At 40.1% G+C, this 16,369-nt stretch carries 12 protein-coding genes and 3 pseudogenes; 11 read left to right on the top strand and 4 right to left on the bottom strand.

Translation table 11 applies throughout. The features are described 5' to 3' along the window. Positions 1-37: 37 nt before the first annotated feature. Together ACY3FQ_RS11520 and ACY3FQ_RS11515 are read left to right on the top strand one after the other, a co-directional pair. Positions 38-766: pseudogene (locus tag ACY3FQ_RS11520) on the top strand (IS982 family transposase); the annotation flags it as partial. 23 nt (positions 767-789) lie between these two features. Then, positions 790-1,905 (top strand): annotated as a pseudogene (locus ACY3FQ_RS11515) (multidrug effflux MFS transporter); the annotation flags it as partial. 74 nt (positions 1,906-1,979) lie between these two features. Here the strand turns inward: ACY3FQ_RS11515 and ACY3FQ_RS11510 are convergent. Next, positions 1,980-2,587: pseudogene (locus ACY3FQ_RS11510) on the bottom strand (nitroreductase family protein); the annotation flags it as partial. Between the two features lie 432 nt (positions 2,588-3,019). Between ACY3FQ_RS11510 and ACY3FQ_RS11505 the strand changes: the two are divergent. The 3 genes from ACY3FQ_RS11505 (at position 3,020) to ACY3FQ_RS11495 (ending at position 7,643) form a co-directional block, all read left to right on the top strand. Continuing rightward, entirely contained in the window at positions 3,020-4,342 is a 1,323-nt protein-coding gene (locus ACY3FQ_RS11505) for a DcaP family trimeric outer membrane transporter (protein WP_201950703.1), read from the top strand. Between the two features lie 508 nt (positions 4,343-4,850). After that, entirely contained in the window at positions 4,851-6,092 is a 1,242-nt protein-coding gene (gltS, locus tag ACY3FQ_RS11500) for a sodium/glutamate symporter (protein ID WP_489774079.1), read from the top strand. Positions 6,093-6,167: 75 nt separating this feature from the next. Beyond that, a complete protein-coding gene (locus ACY3FQ_RS11495) occupies positions 6,168-7,643 on the top strand; it encodes an alanine/glycine:cation symporter family protein (RefSeq protein WP_201950709.1) in 1,476 nt (491 codons plus the stop codon). A 54-nt stretch (positions 7,644-7,697) separates the two neighbouring features. Here the strand turns inward: ACY3FQ_RS11495 and chrA are convergent, their stop codons facing one another. Continuing rightward, positions 7,698-8,885, bottom strand: a complete 1,188-nt coding sequence (gene chrA, locus ACY3FQ_RS11490) for a chromate efflux transporter (protein ID WP_201950711.1) — start codon at positions 8,883-8,885, stop codon at positions 7,698-7,700. Positions 8,886-9,023: 138 nt separating this feature from the next. Here chrA and ACY3FQ_RS11485 point away from each other — a divergent pair, with 138 nt between their 5' ends. Continuing rightward, positions 9,024-10,022: a patatin-like phospholipase family protein gene (locus tag ACY3FQ_RS11485; RefSeq protein ID WP_201950713.1), complete on the top strand. Its 999-nt coding sequence runs from the start codon at positions 9,024-9,026 to the stop codon at positions 10,020-10,022. A 304-nt stretch (positions 10,023-10,326) separates the two neighbouring features. Then, the gene (locus ACY3FQ_RS11480; RefSeq protein ID WP_004694449.1) at positions 10,327-10,848 is read left to right on the top strand and encodes an acyl-CoA thioesterase; all 522 of its coding nucleotides are present in this window, start codon (positions 10,327-10,329) and stop codon (positions 10,846-10,848) included. Positions 10,849-11,093: 245 nt separating this feature from the next. Here ACY3FQ_RS11480 and ACY3FQ_RS11475 read toward each other — a convergent pair whose 3' ends face one another. Continuing rightward, positions 11,094-11,297: a hypothetical protein gene (locus tag ACY3FQ_RS11475; protein ID WP_078425411.1), complete on the bottom strand. Its 204-nt coding sequence runs from the start codon at positions 11,295-11,297 to the stop codon at positions 11,094-11,096. 475 nt (positions 11,298-11,772) lie between these two features. On the opposite strand from ACY3FQ_RS11475, the gene ACY3FQ_RS11470 reads away from it, so the two are divergent. The 4 genes from ACY3FQ_RS11470 to ACY3FQ_RS11455 all read left to right on the top strand — a co-directional run bounded on the left by ACY3FQ_RS11470 (position 11,773) and on the right by ACY3FQ_RS11455 (position 15,805). After that, on the top strand, positions 11,773-12,777 hold the full coding sequence (locus ACY3FQ_RS11470) for a CobW family GTP-binding protein (protein WP_489774078.1): 1,005 nt from the start codon (positions 11,773-11,775) through the stop codon (positions 12,775-12,777). Positions 12,778-12,845: 68 nt separating this feature from the next. Continuing rightward, the gene (locus tag ACY3FQ_RS11465; RefSeq protein WP_004694442.1) at positions 12,846-13,376 is read left to right on the top strand and encodes a YaeQ family protein; all 531 of its coding nucleotides are present in this window, start codon (positions 12,846-12,848) and stop codon (positions 13,374-13,376) included. A gap of 48 nt (positions 13,377-13,424) precedes the next feature. Next, a complete protein-coding gene (locus ACY3FQ_RS11460; protein WP_004981094.1) occupies positions 13,425-13,763 on the top strand; it encodes an FKBP-type peptidyl-prolyl cis-trans isomerase in 339 nt (112 codons plus the stop codon). 131 nt (positions 13,764-13,894) lie between these two features. Beyond that, positions 13,895-15,805 carry a sensor domain-containing diguanylate cyclase gene (locus ACY3FQ_RS11455; RefSeq protein ID WP_489774077.1) on the top strand — a complete coding sequence of 637 codons (1,911 nt, stop codon included), beginning with the start codon at positions 13,895-13,897 and terminating at the stop codon, positions 15,803-15,805. Positions 15,806-15,837: 32 nt separating this feature from the next. Here the strand turns inward: ACY3FQ_RS11455 and ACY3FQ_RS11450 are convergent, their stop codons facing one another. Beyond that, positions 15,838-16,284, bottom strand: a complete 447-nt coding sequence (locus ACY3FQ_RS11450) for a GNAT family N-acetyltransferase (RefSeq protein ID WP_489774075.1) — start codon at positions 16,282-16,284, stop codon at positions 15,838-15,840. Positions 16,285-16,369: the final 85 nt, after the last annotated feature.

The following is a 16,369-nucleotide window of genomic DNA, read 5'->3' as shown; positions in this document are numbered from 1 at the left end:
TCCTGATAGGATAAGGGTTCTGTGAAATTTGTCGTGTACAGAGGTCATTTTATTTCATCAATCCGGTTTTAGATTCTTCAAATATTTTTATTGCCAAATGATCGTTCCATTCTGGAAATCTGCTTTTACTAAACTGCTTAGCTACAACCGATTTATTGAAATCATGCCCCGTTGTTTGCAAGCTCTGAGTAGTTTCTTCCACCAGGTGAAAGGAAAAGATACGGGAATCAGTATCATTGACTCCACTAAATTGGTAGTTTGCCATAATCTTCGGATTAAAAGGCATCGTGTATTTAAAGGCTTGGCCGGCCGTGGAAAAAGTAGTACGGGTTGGTTTTATGGTTTTAAATTACATATCGTTATCAATAATTTAGGTGAAATTATTAATTTCAAACTGACATCGGGAAATGTTCATGATGTTGCTATATTAGAATCTTTAACTCAAGAATTAAAAGGAATCCTACTCGGAGACAAAGGCTATTTGAGCAAAGCAAAAGCCGAAGCTTTAGCAGCAAGAGGACTGAAAATATTGACCCCATCACGTCGGAATATGAAAAATAAACCCATCCAAACTGAAGAAGAAAAACAATTACTTTGCAGAAGAGGATTGATCGAAACCGTGAATGATCAATTAAAAAATTTACATCAACTTGAACATTCACGTCATCGTTCGGTAAATAACTTCATGGTGAATATCATGGCTGCTGTAGTGGCTTATTGTTTGAATCCCAATAAGCCAACTTTCCAAAATATGCTAAAAGGCTAAGCAGATTTCGTCGAACTCAGGTTATTGATATGTATTTACCCGCTTTGCCACAAATGGCGAATGACTTTGGGGTAAGCACACAAATGGTGGCCAACAGCTTACCTGCGTACTTCTTGGGCTTGGCGATTGGACAACTGATTTATGGACCTGTAAGTGACCGAATTGGGCGGAAAAAACCGCTGTATTTTGGCCTAAGTCTCTACATTATTGCTAGTTTACTGTGTGTGTTTGCAAACAGTGAGTGGAGCCTCATTGCCGCCCGGGTTTTGCAAGCCTTAGGCGGTTGTGTAGGTGTGGTGATTGCTCGAGCTGCGATTCGTGATCGTTTAGATATGCAAGCCTCAGCCCAAGCATTTGCCAGTATGATGATCGTGACCACCATCGCGCCGATTATTGCACCGAGTTTAGGCGAGCTGGTACTGAGTTTCAGTAGTTGGCATAGTATTTTCGCCTTTTTGATGGTCGTTGGTTTGGGAAGCCTGTGCTGCGTACACTTTTTCTTTGAAGAAACTTTAGATCCGAAGCGTCGTTTAAAGCTTAACTTTAATCAAGTTTTAAACCTTTACGGAGCGATTCTGCAAGATTCGAGCTTTAGACGCCCGATGTTTGTTGGATGTTTTGCCGGGGCTGTACTCTTTTGCTATATCAGTGCTTCTGCTGCCATTCTGATGGATGGTTACGGCTTAAGTCAGCAAGTTTTTGCCTATGCCTTTGGTGCCAATGCAGTTGGGATTATGCTGTTCTCGACCTTAAATAAACGTCTGGCACAAAAGTTAAGTGTTTTTCAGCGCTTAAAATTAGGCAGTTTTTTGCAACTGGCTGGTGTGGGGCTGTTGTTGGTAGCGGGTAGCATGACGCATGCGCCCTTATATATCGTATGTGCAGGGATGTTTCTCGCTGTCGCAGCAATCGGTTTTACAGGGCCAAATGCCATGGCGATTGCAATGTCTGAGCAGGGTGCACGAGCAGGAACGGCCAGTGCGATTATGGGCAGTATGCAATTTGGTTGTGGTCTACTTTGTGGCGTGATTCTTAATTTTCTACTCTGGTCGGCACTTTTGAATATGGCCATTGTTATGGCTATTTTTGTGGCTTTGGCTTTGTATTATGTGTTTAAGCTTGAGCACGAAAAAGCCTAAAAATTGAAGTTGTGACTATATAAAAAAGAGACTTATTTTAGTCTCTTTTGTTATTTAAATGAATGCTTTAAATCTTAGTCACTATTTAATAATACTGCAAAATCTTCAACTGGTACGCGTGGTGTTATAAAGCGATTGACGATCTGCTCAGGATCCCCATAGCCTAGTGCCATACTGCAGACCAATTCTTCAAATTGTGCAGCACCAAGTATATTCAGCACTAGAGCATGAAGATGATTCCATGCGGCTTGTGGGCAAGTCTCTAAGACTCGTACTTTGGCTGCAATAATCACATTTTGTATTATCATGGCAATATTTTCGTGCCGATGCCTAATGCTTGATTGACTGTGAAGAATAGTCCGACAGGTGCGTTAAAAAAAAATTAGTCATTACGTGATTGCTGCTGTGCGATTTTCGCTTTTTCACCTTTTTGAATATTGAGTAAGTCATACACTCCCCAACCATTTTCACGGCGGCGCTCAATAAAAGGCGAAATCCATTTTTCTGGATAATATGCAAAAGCTTCTTGGTATAGTGCGGATTTTTCTGGATGTTGAAATCATTCAAATTGAACATAACAGAACTACTAAAGCATTTCGTCACGCTTTTTTCCTATGAGCACATCTATATGCCATAACCGTGTATTCATATCTGATAATTTTTCATTCACTATGCGCAATAATAGTCTGAATAGTTAAGCTTTTTTGGTGCAAAGCTGTGATTTTGACCCATCATTGGGCATAGGTGGCTATCTATTAGACTAAGACTTTAGTTATAAGAAAAAAATATAGATCTCAAATAAAACTCAGTCTATATTTAAGAAAATACGAAGAATTGTTACTTAATTATTGCAAAAGTCTGTCTAAATTGTAATTTGATGCTTCAAAGCCAATCGCGAATAACATCAATTATAGTTTGAAATTATGTGCATTAGACTTTAGTGGCAAGAGTAATAAAAGGTCATATCTTAAAACATCGAAATGTGCGATTTTTCATCTTTATAAGATTACTTTGCATATGAAAAGACCAAAACGGAGTGGTCTTTTGTGCAAAAAATTTTACTGAAATGGAATTTTTGATTCACAATTAACAATGTAATAAAGGAAGTTTGTGTATGCGTTTAGCCCTCAATAAAAAGCCATTTATCGCTCAAAGCCTAGCACTTAGTGTGGCTGCTCTGATGATGACAACAACTCATGCTGCAACCAAAGAACAACAAGAACTCGCTCAGTTACGTGCCGAAGTTGCAGAGCTAAAAGCATTAATGCAACAACAGCAACAAGTTCAACAACAGCAAGCAGTTCAGATTCAACAAGTGAAAGCACAGCCAGCGCCTGTAAAAGCTGAATCTCCACTGTCTTCGTTCAAATCTAAGTCTGGCGCAGACATTAACCTATATGGTTTTGTTCGTGGCGATGCAAACTACATTATTGAAGGTGCGGATGACGACTTCAATGGTGTTGCTAAAGTAGGTGGAACTGGTAAAAATGATCCTGCATCTGTTAAGGATAAATTGCGCGCGACAGCAAAAACCACACGCTTAGGTTTAGATTTCAATACCAATGTGGCTGGCGACAACAAACTTGGCGGTAAAGTAGAAGTAGACTTTGCTGGAACGAATGAAGCACTGCGTATTCGTCATGCGTATTTGACTTATAACAATTGGTTGTTTGGTCAAACCACTTCTAACTTCCTGTCAAACCACGCACCAGAAATGATTGACTTCGGCACGAACGTGGGTGGAGGTACAACTCGTATTCCACAAGTACGTTATGGCTTTAATTTGGCACCTGCAACGAAATTATTCATTGCTGCGGAAGAAGGTAATAGTTCTGCTACAGAGCGTAATGCAGCTAATACTGAAAACGTTGCTTCAGATGTGAAATATAGCTTACCTGTATTAACTGCGAAATTAACGCAAGGTTTTGCAGATGGTAAAGCAAATGCATCTGTTCGTGGTTTGGTAGAGCAATACAAATCTGAAGCAGCTGGTGATGATAAAACAGGTTGGGGTATTGCTGCTGGTGTAAATTATCAAGTGATTGATCCGTTAAAACTCAGTGCTGATGTGTCTTATGTACAGGGCAATAGCAACTACTTATACGGAAGCAACACTGCATTTTATGTAGATAATGCGAATGGCAAGATCGAGCAAAATGAGGCATTTGGCGTACAAGTCGGTGGTACGTATAAATTCAACGAAAAATTACGTTCGACTTTAGCGTATGGTGCACTCTTTGCGGATGATGGTACTGATTACGCACGTTTAAACAAAGCTGCAAATGAAGAAGTTTACCAAGCATGGATTAACTTCATTTATTCACCAGTTAAACCTTTGGATTTAGGTGTTGAATATATCAATGGTAAACGTGATACCTTTGCTGGGGATAGCTACAAAGACAACCGCGTTGGCTTAATGGCGAAATACAGCTTCTAATCATATAATGAAATAGTTGCGATTTAAAAAAACAGGAGCTTTAGGCTCCTGTTTTGTTTGAGTAGGGAAATTTATACAGACTAAATACATTTTGAATATAGCCTTAAGTATTAAGCCAGAAAAGAATAAGTGAAATAGTTGGAAATTATTGTAAAAAAATAAAGATTATCTATAAAAAATCTGCATAATGTCCGTCTTTCGCCCATATTGTGTATTTATTGCTTGTTTTTAAAGCAATATGGGGCGGTTTTTGTGACTCCGTTCAAAAAACCGTATCTGTGTCCAAACATTATTGGGCATTACGTTATTTCAGTTTACTCATCGTGTAGAACTGAACATGTTATGCATCAGATCGCTTAGTTTGTTACCAATTTACCCATTGCCTGAATTTCCATACGCAAGACTGAGTTTGTCTCAGATTTACGAAATATCTCTTGAAGTATCAATGGATTCGGTGGCTTATTAGCCAGCTAACAAAATCTAAGCATCCGCTTTATGGACAATTGTCATGGAATTTACTTTTAACGCTTTTTATACCTTGATTGCTGCCGTCATCGTTTTGTTACTTGGCCGCTTCTTGGTGAATAAAATTGGTTTCTTGAAACGCTACAACATTCCTGAACCTGTCGCAGGTGGTTTAGTTGCAGCGATTATCTCCTTGGTTGTGCATAGTCTTTGGGGCTATAGCATCACGACCAGTAGCGAATTGCAAACAAGTTTTATGCTGATTTTCTTCGCCTCAATTGGTTTAAGTGCAAACTTTGCCAAATTGCGTGAGGGCGGGATCGGTCTGGTTATTTTCTTGATGGCTGTCGCTTCATTTATTGTGGTGCAAAACTTTGTCGGCATTAGCCTTGCAACTTTATTGGGTATTGACCCACTTATTGGTTTGATTGCAGGTTCAATTACCTTAACTGGTGGTCATGGTACTGCGGGTGCTTGGGGTGAAATTCTAGAAGTTAAACATGGTATCCAAGGTGCATTAGCTTTGGGTATGGCGAGTGCGACATTTGGTTTGATTATTGGTGGTTTGATTGGTGGTCCTCTAGCGAAGTTACTTATTAACCGCTATCAATTGGCGACACCACGTACCAATGAACAAATTGAAAAGAGTGATAACACTCCACTGACTGATATTAATTCAACAGAATATGTACCGTTTGAATATCCACATCGTGTGCGTTTAATCACTGCGGATAATGCGATTACCACATTAGGTTTGTTTGCAGGCTGTTTGGCTTTTGCTGACTTTATGACCGGCCATATGAAAGGCACAATGCTTGAGTTACCGACTTTTGTTTGGGCGATTGCAGGTGGTGTGATTTTACGTAATGTGTTGGAAGGTATTTTCAAAGTTCAAATCTTTGACCGTGCGATTGATGTATTTGGTAATGCATCATTGTCGTTGTACCTTGCGATGGCTTTGCTTTCGTTGAAATTATGGCAATTGGCTGACCTTGCAGGTCCGCTTGTGGTGATTTTAGGTGCGCAAACAATTACGATGGGCTTATATGCTGCATTTGTGACATTCCGTGTGATGGGTAAAAACTACGATGCTGCGGTGTTATCTGCGGGTCACTGTGGATTTGGTATGGGTGCAACCCCGACTGCGGTTGCAAACATGCAGGCGATTACCAACATGTATGGTCCTTCGCACAAGGCATTCTTGATTGTGCCTTTATGTGGCGCATTCTTTGTAGACTTGATTAACGTGGCTGTCATTCAGTCTATTTTGCAATTTTTTAACTAATTGAAAATGCAAACTGCCCTAGGAGACTAGGGCTTTTTTTGCTTTCAGGTTCCTCACAATAATTAGGATATCGGGATGAATGCTCAATTAAATGAAACATTACTCGAATGGGTGAATAAGCTGAATGGACCTCTATGGGACTTTTTGGTCATTTTTCTGGTTGCAGTGGGTCTATTTTATACACTCATTACAGGTGCGGTACAGATTCGTTTATTCTTTCACAGCATCAAGGTCATGAAATCAAGCCGTAAGGAATGTGATGATGATCATGGTATTACACCTTTTCAGGCTTTTGTCACTGGGCTTGCAAGTCGTGTAGGTGTAGGCAATGTTGCGGGTGTTGCGATCGCAATTGCGATTGGTGGGCCGGGTGCAGTATTTTGGATGTGGGTCACTGCATTTTTAGGCATGAGTTCGGCTTTTGTTGAGTCATCTCTCGCACAGTTGTTCAAGGTGCGCGACCAAGAAAATAAACAGTTCCGTGGTGGACCTGCCTACTATATTACCCAAGGCCTGAAACAAAAATGGTTGGGTGTAGTCTTTGCTGTTGCGCTTATTTCAACCTATGGTTTTGTGTTTAACGCAGTACAGGCCAATGCGATTACGGGTGCGACAGCACATGCATGGGGATGGGATAAAGCTAATTTGGCATTTGAGCTCGGTGGCATTCATATTGTGGTGTCTTGGGTTGGACTAGGTCTAGTCTTGCTGACCGCAATGATTATCTTTGGTGGGATTAAACGTATTGCCAAAGTGGCAGAAAGTTTTGTGCCATTGATGGCTTTGTTGTATTTGGCTGTTGCTTTATATATCGCCGTAATTAATTACGCTATTTTACCCGATATCTTCCAGCTCATTTTCTCGAAAGCTTTTGAGTTTGAAGCTGCTGCTGGCGGTTTCTTCGGTGCGATGGTTTCTATGGCAATGATGATGGGGATTAAACGTGGTTTATTCTCTAATGAAGCCGGTATGGGTTCAGCACCGAATGCGGCAGCTGCATCGGATGTAAAGCACCCTGTAAACCAAGGTTTGGTACAAATGCTCGGTGTATTTGTGGATACCTTCGTGGTGTGTTCATGTACAGCGATTATTATTTTGGCCTCAGGACTTTATCATGATGCGGGCTTTGAAGGCGTAGCGCTCACCCAAATGGCTTTAGAGAGCCAAATTGGTTCTTGGGGTGATGATTTCCTTGCAACGATTTTGTTCATGTTTGCCTTTTCATCAGTCATTGGTAACTATGCCTATGCAGAAGGTAATGTGCAATTTATCAATAACAATGCCAAGGTGATGTTCGTCTTCCGTATCTTTGTTTTGATTATGGTGTATCTCGGCTCAGTGATGAGTGTGCCTCTCATTTGGAACACTGCGGATTTGTTCATGGGTATCATGGCCACTATTAACTTGTTTGCTATTTTGCTGTTAACACCATTCTTATTGATGCTGTTAAAAGACTATTTGGCACAGCTGAAACAAGGTGTGAAAGAGCCAGTATTTAAGTTGGATAACCATCCTAAATTTAAAGACAAAGTGAAATCAGACATTTGGTAATCTTTTAGCACATTAAAAAAGCCTCTACATTGATAGGGGCTTTTTTATGGCTATTTAACCGCTAAAGTAAAACAACAGCTGATAGAGTGCAAAACTTAAAATCAGGCTTAGCCAAATCGGGAGTTTGGTTCGAAGCAGTAAAATAACAGCGATCACAAAAACTAAGTCAGTCCAATGCTTGAAATAACTTTGTCCCATTTGTATCACTAAACACAGCAGTAAACTTACCACTGCAGCATTGATCCCAATCACTGCTTTTCGGATCGCAGCTTGCTGCATAAGCCAAGACCAATAAGGCAAAGTAGCAAAGATTAAAAAGAATGAGGGCAGAAAGATTGCTAAAGTGGCTAGAATCGCATTCAGCCAAACAAAGGGTGTTAAAGGCAGTAAAGCACCTAAGTAACTGGCGAAACTAAATAAGGGGCCAGGCATGAGTTGAGCCAACGCATAGCCTAAGTCAAATTGTTCGGCAGATAAAATATGGCTGGCGACGAAGTCCTGATGTAGAAGTGGCAAAATAATATGCCCGCCGCCAAAAACCAAAGATGCGGCTTGGTAAAAACTGAACAGGCTCTGTGAGAAGAGTGAAGAAGATGAATGCCACACAATAAAAAGTATGAAGGGCAAAACAAAGGCAATCAGCCAAAGATAAGCCTGCTTTGCTTGGACTTTTGCTTTTAAGCTGCTGTCTTGGAGCTTTGATGTCGAATCTGATGCGAAATAAATACCGACCAGAGCAGCAACAAAGATGACGATAACTTGGCTGAATGACCATGGCACAAAGTAAAGAAACAAGGTGCTAAGTAGCATCAGCACATATTGCCAAATAGTGTTGCAGAAACTTGTCAACATTTGCCAAAAGGCCCAGACCACCACAGCAAAAACGATCAACTGAATGCTATGTAGTGTCATCGCACTGAGTTGATTGAAATACTGCTGACCCAGTACCGCGAAACATGCCATGAGGAGCATAGACGGCAAAGTAAAACCGAGCCAAGCCGCGCACGCACCGCGGTAGCCTTGGAGTTGATAACCAATGGCAATACCCACTTGGCTGCTGGTCGGCCCAGGGAGCAATTGTGCGAGAGCAACCAGTTGGGTGTATTCAGCATCACTCAACCACCGAAGTTGTTGTACAAAATGTCGGTGAAAAAACACCAAATGTGCAGCAGGCCCACCAAAAGACAAGCAGCCCAATTTTAAAAAATGCAGAAAGATGCGAGTGAGCTGCTGAGTGTGCATGTTGAGTTATGCTGAAAAATTGAAACAGATTATAATGCTGGAATATGACGCTTTTACGAAAAACAACAGTACTTGGACTGCTGATTTTCATACACTATGCTGCTGGAAAATTTCGCTCTATCTCAACTTCGGTGAATCATGTTAAACATTAAACTTAGCCTTATGTCGTTTACATTGCTCGCTTTAGCTGGCTGTCAAAGCATGCCCAAAGTTGCTCAAGAAACGCCAAATCAGGCGTTTTTAACCGAAACTGAGTCAGGGGAAGCCCAAGAGCGACTCAACCAGATCAATTTTAAACAGCTCAAAAAAGAACAGAACCGTCCAATTATTGCCTTGGTGTTGGGGAGTGGTGGTGCACGTGGTTATGCACATATTGGCGCAATTCAAGTTTTAGAGCAGTCGGGGATTCGTCCCGACTTTATCGTGGGAACCAGTGCCGGCAGTATCGTCGGATCGCTGTATGCAAGCGGTAAAAATGCCAATCAAATTCGTGATATTGCGCTGAATATGAAAGCCAGTGATGTGCGCGATATTCGTTTGGACATGAAAGGTTTCTTTGATGGTCAAAAAGTTGAAGACTATGTCAATGAACAAGTGAGCGATATGCCACTTCAAAGCTTACCTATCCCGATGTATGTAGTGGCGACGCAATTAAAAGAAGGTAAAAAAGTTGTCTTTAACTATGGCAATACTGGGCAAGCGGTTCGGGCATCGGTATCGATCCCGAGTATGTTTATTCCAACCAAGATTGGTACTGATGAATATGTAGATGGTGGTTTAGTCAGCCCAGTACCTGTTGATGTCGCACGTAAGTTAGGGGCAGATATTATTATCGCGGTCGATATTCTGGCGCAGCCGATGTATACCGAAACCTCAAATGTCTGGGGACTGTTCAACCAAAATATCAATATCATGCAAAAGAACCTTGCACAAATTGAGCTGAAAAATGCTGATATTGTGATTCAGCCAGACCTGCGCGAGAAAGTACATATTTTTGATGTCAGCGGCCGTGAGTTGACCATGCAAGCTGGGGTCGATGCAACCGTTGCGCAGTTAGGACAGATTCAAAAAGTTTTTGCGCAGAAAAATTATAAGCAAAAATTGAATATTCAAAGTATTCAAGTAAGAACGCATTGATCACGCGTGATGTAGAAATAAAAGCCTGAATGGGCTTTTATACATCTCTATAACTCGAAATACAGTCAATCAGGCTAAAAAGCCATTTATATGCTGTGAAAATATCACAGCGACAATGTTTTTGAATAAATTAAAATTTAAAGAAGGCTTATAGATTCAAAAGCTTAGTCTTCTTTATATATATTTTTTTGAATGATAGTCAAATCACTATAAATAATAATGATGGTTTTGTTACCAAATTTAGCGTTCAAAACCGATATAATAAATGTCACATATCCTATTATCTTACCAATTAGAGAACGCGATGTCCCCATTAGATCAAATTGCTGCGGCTGCGGATGACCAGTCTGAACTCACTATGTCGGTCTTAATGACACCTGATATGGCGAATTTTTCAGGAAATGTGCATGGTGGCACCATTTTGAAACTGTTAGACCAAGTGGCATATGCGTGTGCAAGTCGTTTTTCAGGAAGTTATGTGGTGACCTTATCGGTTGATAAAGTTAATTTTAAAGAGCCGATTCATGTCGGCGAGTTAGTGACTTTCTTGGCAAGTGTGAACCATGTCGGTCGTACTTCGATGGAAATTGGTATTCGTGTTGAAGCACAAAATATTCAAAAGCGTACGGTACGCCATACCAATAGTTGTTACTTCACCATGGTCGCGGTAGATGAAAATGGTAAGCCAAAACAAATTCCTGCATTGAATTTGGACAATGACTGGAAGCGTTGTCGTTTTGAAGCGGCAGAACAACGTAAAGTCGCGCGCTTACAAGAAAACCACCATCCTTCGTGCAGTATTTATAAAAAAGCATCGCATAGTTAAGTTTTAAAAAACGATCTCCTGTATAGGGGATCTTTTTTTATGTCTGACGTTGATGTTTTGAATAGAAGCTTATATGGGAAAACTACGCAAATTTGGCTTTTTGCACCTGTTGATCTCGAACTGCTATAGTCCATGCGCATAAATAAAAAGAAACCAAGACAGGATATATCTTGGTTTCAAGTGACGCTAAAAAGTTGTTGCGATCCAGCAGGAGAGTAAAGCCACTGGATCTCTCAATATTTCAATTATTTAGCGGCTTTTTCTTGATTCGGTTGTTCTGCTGATGCTTCCGAAGCAGGTGCATTTGCACTTAAGTCTGTAGTTTCAGCTTTTTCTTGGGTTGATACCACAACTTTGTCTTCTTGAGCTGGTGCTTGTTGAGGTGCAGCAAAAGTTGCAAAGCTCGCAGCTGTTAAAGATGTTGCAATAATTAAGTGTGAAAGTTTCATGGTTTTGGCATCCTTATATTTTATAGATAAAAATAGTTCAGACTGATCATCACATCAATTTGAACTGAGCTTCATGCTATCGCCTGAATATCTACGGTTCAATCGAAGCAACAATGTGAAAAGTGCACATTACCTAAAACTACAGATGATGAAAAAATGGTGGGCTTTGAGTAACAAGTAGAAGCTTTTTGTGAATAGATTGAGAGGGAATGAAGAATTAATGATCAGTGCGGATGTTTGAAAACTCACATAAACTGTACAAAGCATGCGAATTAAGTGCGGAAGCTTAATTTTGGTCCTGAGTAAAATGTAAGGAAGTTTGTCTAATACGGGTATCGATGAATGGAATGTCAGCCAATTGAATGCTGAGTGTTCGATGCCATGGATTTGAGATGAGAAAATTGGTTATTTAAATTAAGATGATGGCTTATTTTATTGTGTTGTTTTTATCATATTCCATGCTAGGTATAAAATTTTGAAACTGATGTCGATGCCGCAGGCGGTTCCTACGCATATTATTTCAGGCTTTCTTGGCGCGGGTAAAACTACTTTGCTCATGCATTTGTTAGGTCAGAAACCGGAACATGAAGTTTGGGCGGTACTGATGAATGAGTTTGGGCAAATTGGCGTAGATCAACAGCTCATGCCACAAACGGAAGGCTATGCGGTGAAAGAATTACTCGGTGGTTGTTTATGTTGTAGCAGCCAACTACCGATGCAAATAGCACTGTCTCGTTTGCTCTCAGAACAAAAGCCTGATCGGTTGTTTATTGAACCCACAGGCTTGGGACATCCAGCACAGTTACTGGAGCAACTGACCGAGCCACATTGGCACTCGACCCTGCACATGCGTGCACCGATCACGGTGCTGGATGGTTCGCGTTTACATGATCATGCTTGGACAGCACAAAATCTTTATCAGGATCAATTAAAAGCGGCGCAGATTGTGGTGGTTTCGCATCAAGCTCATATGCAAAAAGCAGATCAAGATGCTCTTGAAAAACTGCAAACCGAATATAAGCCTTATGCTCAGCAGTGGCTTATGACAGAGCAGGGCAAGATTGAGCTTGCGCAAATGGATTTTGAGTACATCGGAGCAAAACGACTAAAGCAGCCTTTACTGAACATTCAGCAACAGTTGAAAGCGACTCAACAAGATTTTCCCGAGATTAAACAGTTGCCGTATCACTATGTAGAAACGGCACAAGGTTATAGTGTTGCTGGTTGGAAAATGCCGAAGCGTTGGGTTTTCAACTTTTACGATTTATTAGATTTGCTTTGTGAACAGCAAGATTGGCGACGGATTAAAGGAATTTTCCATACCAATCAGGGATGGAAGGCATTTAATTTCAATCCTGAACAATTTAACTATCAAGATGTGGAAGAAGGGATTGATAATCGAGTTGAATTGATTGTTCAAAATGAAAGAGATTGGATGGATTTTGAAAGCGCACTTTTTGAATGTCTCATAGAGCAATGACTTAAATTGTTTTAAGCAAAAAAAGCCGAAATCTTATATGCTAGTCGGCAAATTTGAGGATGGTATGTATGGCGCTTAAAGCTACAATTTATAAGGCAGATTTGAATATTGCCAATATGGATGTCCACCAATATGGGGACTATCAACTGACTTTGGCATTGCATCCTTCAGAAACCATTGAGCGTTTGATGGTGCGTTTGTTGGCATTTGCACGTTTTGCGGATGAAGCTTTAGAGTTTACCAAAGACTTATTTGAAACCAATGAGCCTGCACTGTGGGAAAAAGACCTCACGGGTCAGTTGGTGAAATGGATTGAAGTGGGCAGCCCAGACGAAGATAAAGTGAAAAAAGCCAGTGCACGTTGTAAGCAAGTGGCGATTGTCACTTATGGCACAGCGGTCGATGAATGGTATAAGCGCAACAGTAAGTTGAAGACATTGAACAATGTAGAAATCTGGCAGTTGTCGACTGCAAGTACTGAAGCGGTTCAAGCACTGTGTGAACGTACCATGCAACTTCAGTTGAATGTGATGGATGGTGAGTGGACTTTAATTGGGGACCATGCTCAAGCCATTATTGAATGGACGAAATTGCAATAAGCATGCAGTTTAACTAGATTTATTGATTGAACAGGTTGGAGCGAGAACATGAGCGCAGAATTAGAAATTATTGATTTGGTTGTCGGTGAAGGCAAAGAAGCAGTCAAAGGTGCTTTAATCACTACGCATTATACGGGCTGGTTAGAAGATGGAACCAAATTTGACTCATCTTTAGACCGTGGAAACTACTTTGAAACCGTGATTGGTACAGGCCGTGTCATTAAAGGTTGGGACCAAGGGATTATGGGCATGAAAGTGGGTGGTAAACGTAAACTCATCGTGCCATCACATTTGGCTTATGGTGAGCGTAAAATGGGCAATATTATTCCTGCCAATTCAAATTTGATTTTTGAAATTGAATTGTATGATGTAAAAACACGTGATTAATCAAAAATAGTGATAAATAAAAGAGTCAATTACAAGGATGTATTTGATTAATTTGTAAAAACACTTGGTTTTTAAGAAAAACATTTGTAGATTAATTACTAGGCAGAGCGTATTTAAGGGAAGAGTCGCTTTTGTATAGCTCATTGAGCAAACAGTCTTTGTTTGGGCTTATTTTAGGCTGTTTGCTGGTTTTAAGTTTGATACCTTCGACGTGGGCACAATATGAAGCTGAGCCCACGCAGTATTATTTGCATCAAAAAAATGTCAATGACATTCAATTCACCGAACAAACCACCAGTTATTTAAAAGGTACATGGTCTTATTATGACCAAGAGCTGATTTCTCAGCCTAATCATCAACTTCCTTCTAAAACTACAGAATTGCCAATTTCATTTCAAAAACTTACAGGCAGTAATACTGGGTATGGGACTTTTATAGGTCATTTCAAAATTCCGGATGAATTTATTGGCCGAAGGCTAGCCATTCATATCCCCAATCAAAATTGTGCTTATCGGGTTTATCTCAATGGCGATTTTTTAGTTCGTTTAGGGGATGTCGCGGATAATGCGGGAGCACAGCAAACAGAAAATGCACCGCGGATTGCTTATTTTGTCCCTGACAGCCCCTATTTTACTTTAAGTATACAAGCCTCAAACTTTAACAATTTACGCGGCGGCCTTGAAAGCCCCATGCATATTGGCATTGCTAAAACGATTAATCGACATTATCAGCAACTGATGATGAGTATCGCCATGATCTGTGGCGTGGTGTTTGGTGTAGGAATGTTCACCACCATGTTCTCGATGTTCTCGATGTTCTCGATGTTCTCGATGTTCTCGATGTTCCATGGTTCAGATAAACGAAATAGTAAAAGTTTTTTTGTTTTTGGTATTTTTATTTTATTTCTTGCCTTACATAATCTTTTTACTGCGCCATATGCTTATACGACCTTCCTAGATATCAACTGGTTGTGGGGCATACGTTTAGAATATTTATTTATCTATTTAGCGGTCATGTTTTTTTTGAGCTATATGTATTTGCTCAATCAGTACTATTTACAGCGTTGGATTTATACCGTTTCCATTTTGGTTTTGACCTTGAATATCGTCATTACCTTGTTATCCGAGCAAGTTGTTTTTGAGCAGCTGGCTTTTTATAGCGCATTTTTCAGTATTGTTATTTTGCTTAATTTTGCCTATGGTTTTTACCTTACTTTAAAGACCAAACAAAAATATTCGAAAATCAATTTATACGCCGTGGTATTGCTGTGTATATCGGTCATTCATGACTTTTTACTAACGCTACATGTGATTGATTCTATTCATCTATCTTTTATCTCTACCAGTCTGTATGCACTTTTGGTGATGTTCCGACAATCACGTAACTATGCTTATCAGACTTACCATACCGAACGTTTAAATAATAATTTAATTGAATTGAATGATTCTTTAGAGCAAAAAGTGCAACAGCGCACCTCTCAATTACATGACTTAAATGAAAAACTCGAATATCAAATTCAAATTGATGCCTTAACAGGCGCCTATAATCGGCGTGCATTGAATCAGGAAATTCACCAGCGCTTTATTGAAACACAACAAAATAGTCATGCAACTTTGGTTTTTGCCATGATGGATGTCGATTATTTCAAAAATTATAATGATTTCTATGGGCACCTAAAGGGCGATGAAGTTCTGCAAAATCTGGTCAAAGTGATTGGTGCAGTACTGCCACATAATGCCTACTTAGCACGCTATGGTGGGGAAGAGTTTGCCATTGTTTTATATAATGTCCCAATTGCGATTATTAGTCAGATTATGCAAACCGTTTTAGATGCAGTGCGTAGTGCGCGCTTTGAGCATCATAACCGCCTAGATGGCAAAGATTATGTAACTTTGAGTATGGGGGTGTCGTGGATGGATCATGAAACGATTTATGCCAATATTCATGACCTTATGAAAGCGGCCGATTTAAAGCTTTATCAAGCCAAAGAAGCGGGCCGTGATCAGATGAAAATGCCCAATGAATCCTATGAAAATGAGTGAATTTAGTTGAGTCATACTTCTGTTAATAAACCTTAGGATAAGAGTTTAATCATAGGCACCATTTTGGGATTTGGGATGTCTTGGGCATGGATTTGAAAGCCATGTTTTTGATAAAAAGAGCATGCTGTTTGGGTGCTTTCTAAACTAATTTGGTGAATTTTTTTACGTTTAAGATGTTCAATAACAGTTTCTAATAAAGCTTTTCCAATGCCGCGCTGTTGTTCAGCGGATGAAATATAATTGAGTAAAATACGCCCTTGGTCACTGACCATAATAAAACCCACTACGTGCTGATTGAGTACATAGACCCAGCTGTCGTTATAGTGCATCCACATAATCAGGTTGGATTGGGTTTTATTTTCTAGCCAAATTTGAATCGTACTTTCATGGCGATGGTGGTCTTTGATACATGATCGAATACTGTCGTGCACGACATCTAAAATTTCAGAAATGTCCTGAAGTTGGGCTGCCCGTATCATCTTTTGTTCTTAGAGCTATAGAAGCAGCTATTTCATGCTAGTGACTGTATTTATTAAATTGAATTACTGTTAGTACGGATGTAAC

It is taken from the genome of Acinetobacter sp. AB03, from assembly GCF_058107045.1.
The sequence above is the reverse complement of the archived record's forward strand: the minus strand, read 5'-3'. Positions and strand labels throughout refer to the sequence as shown.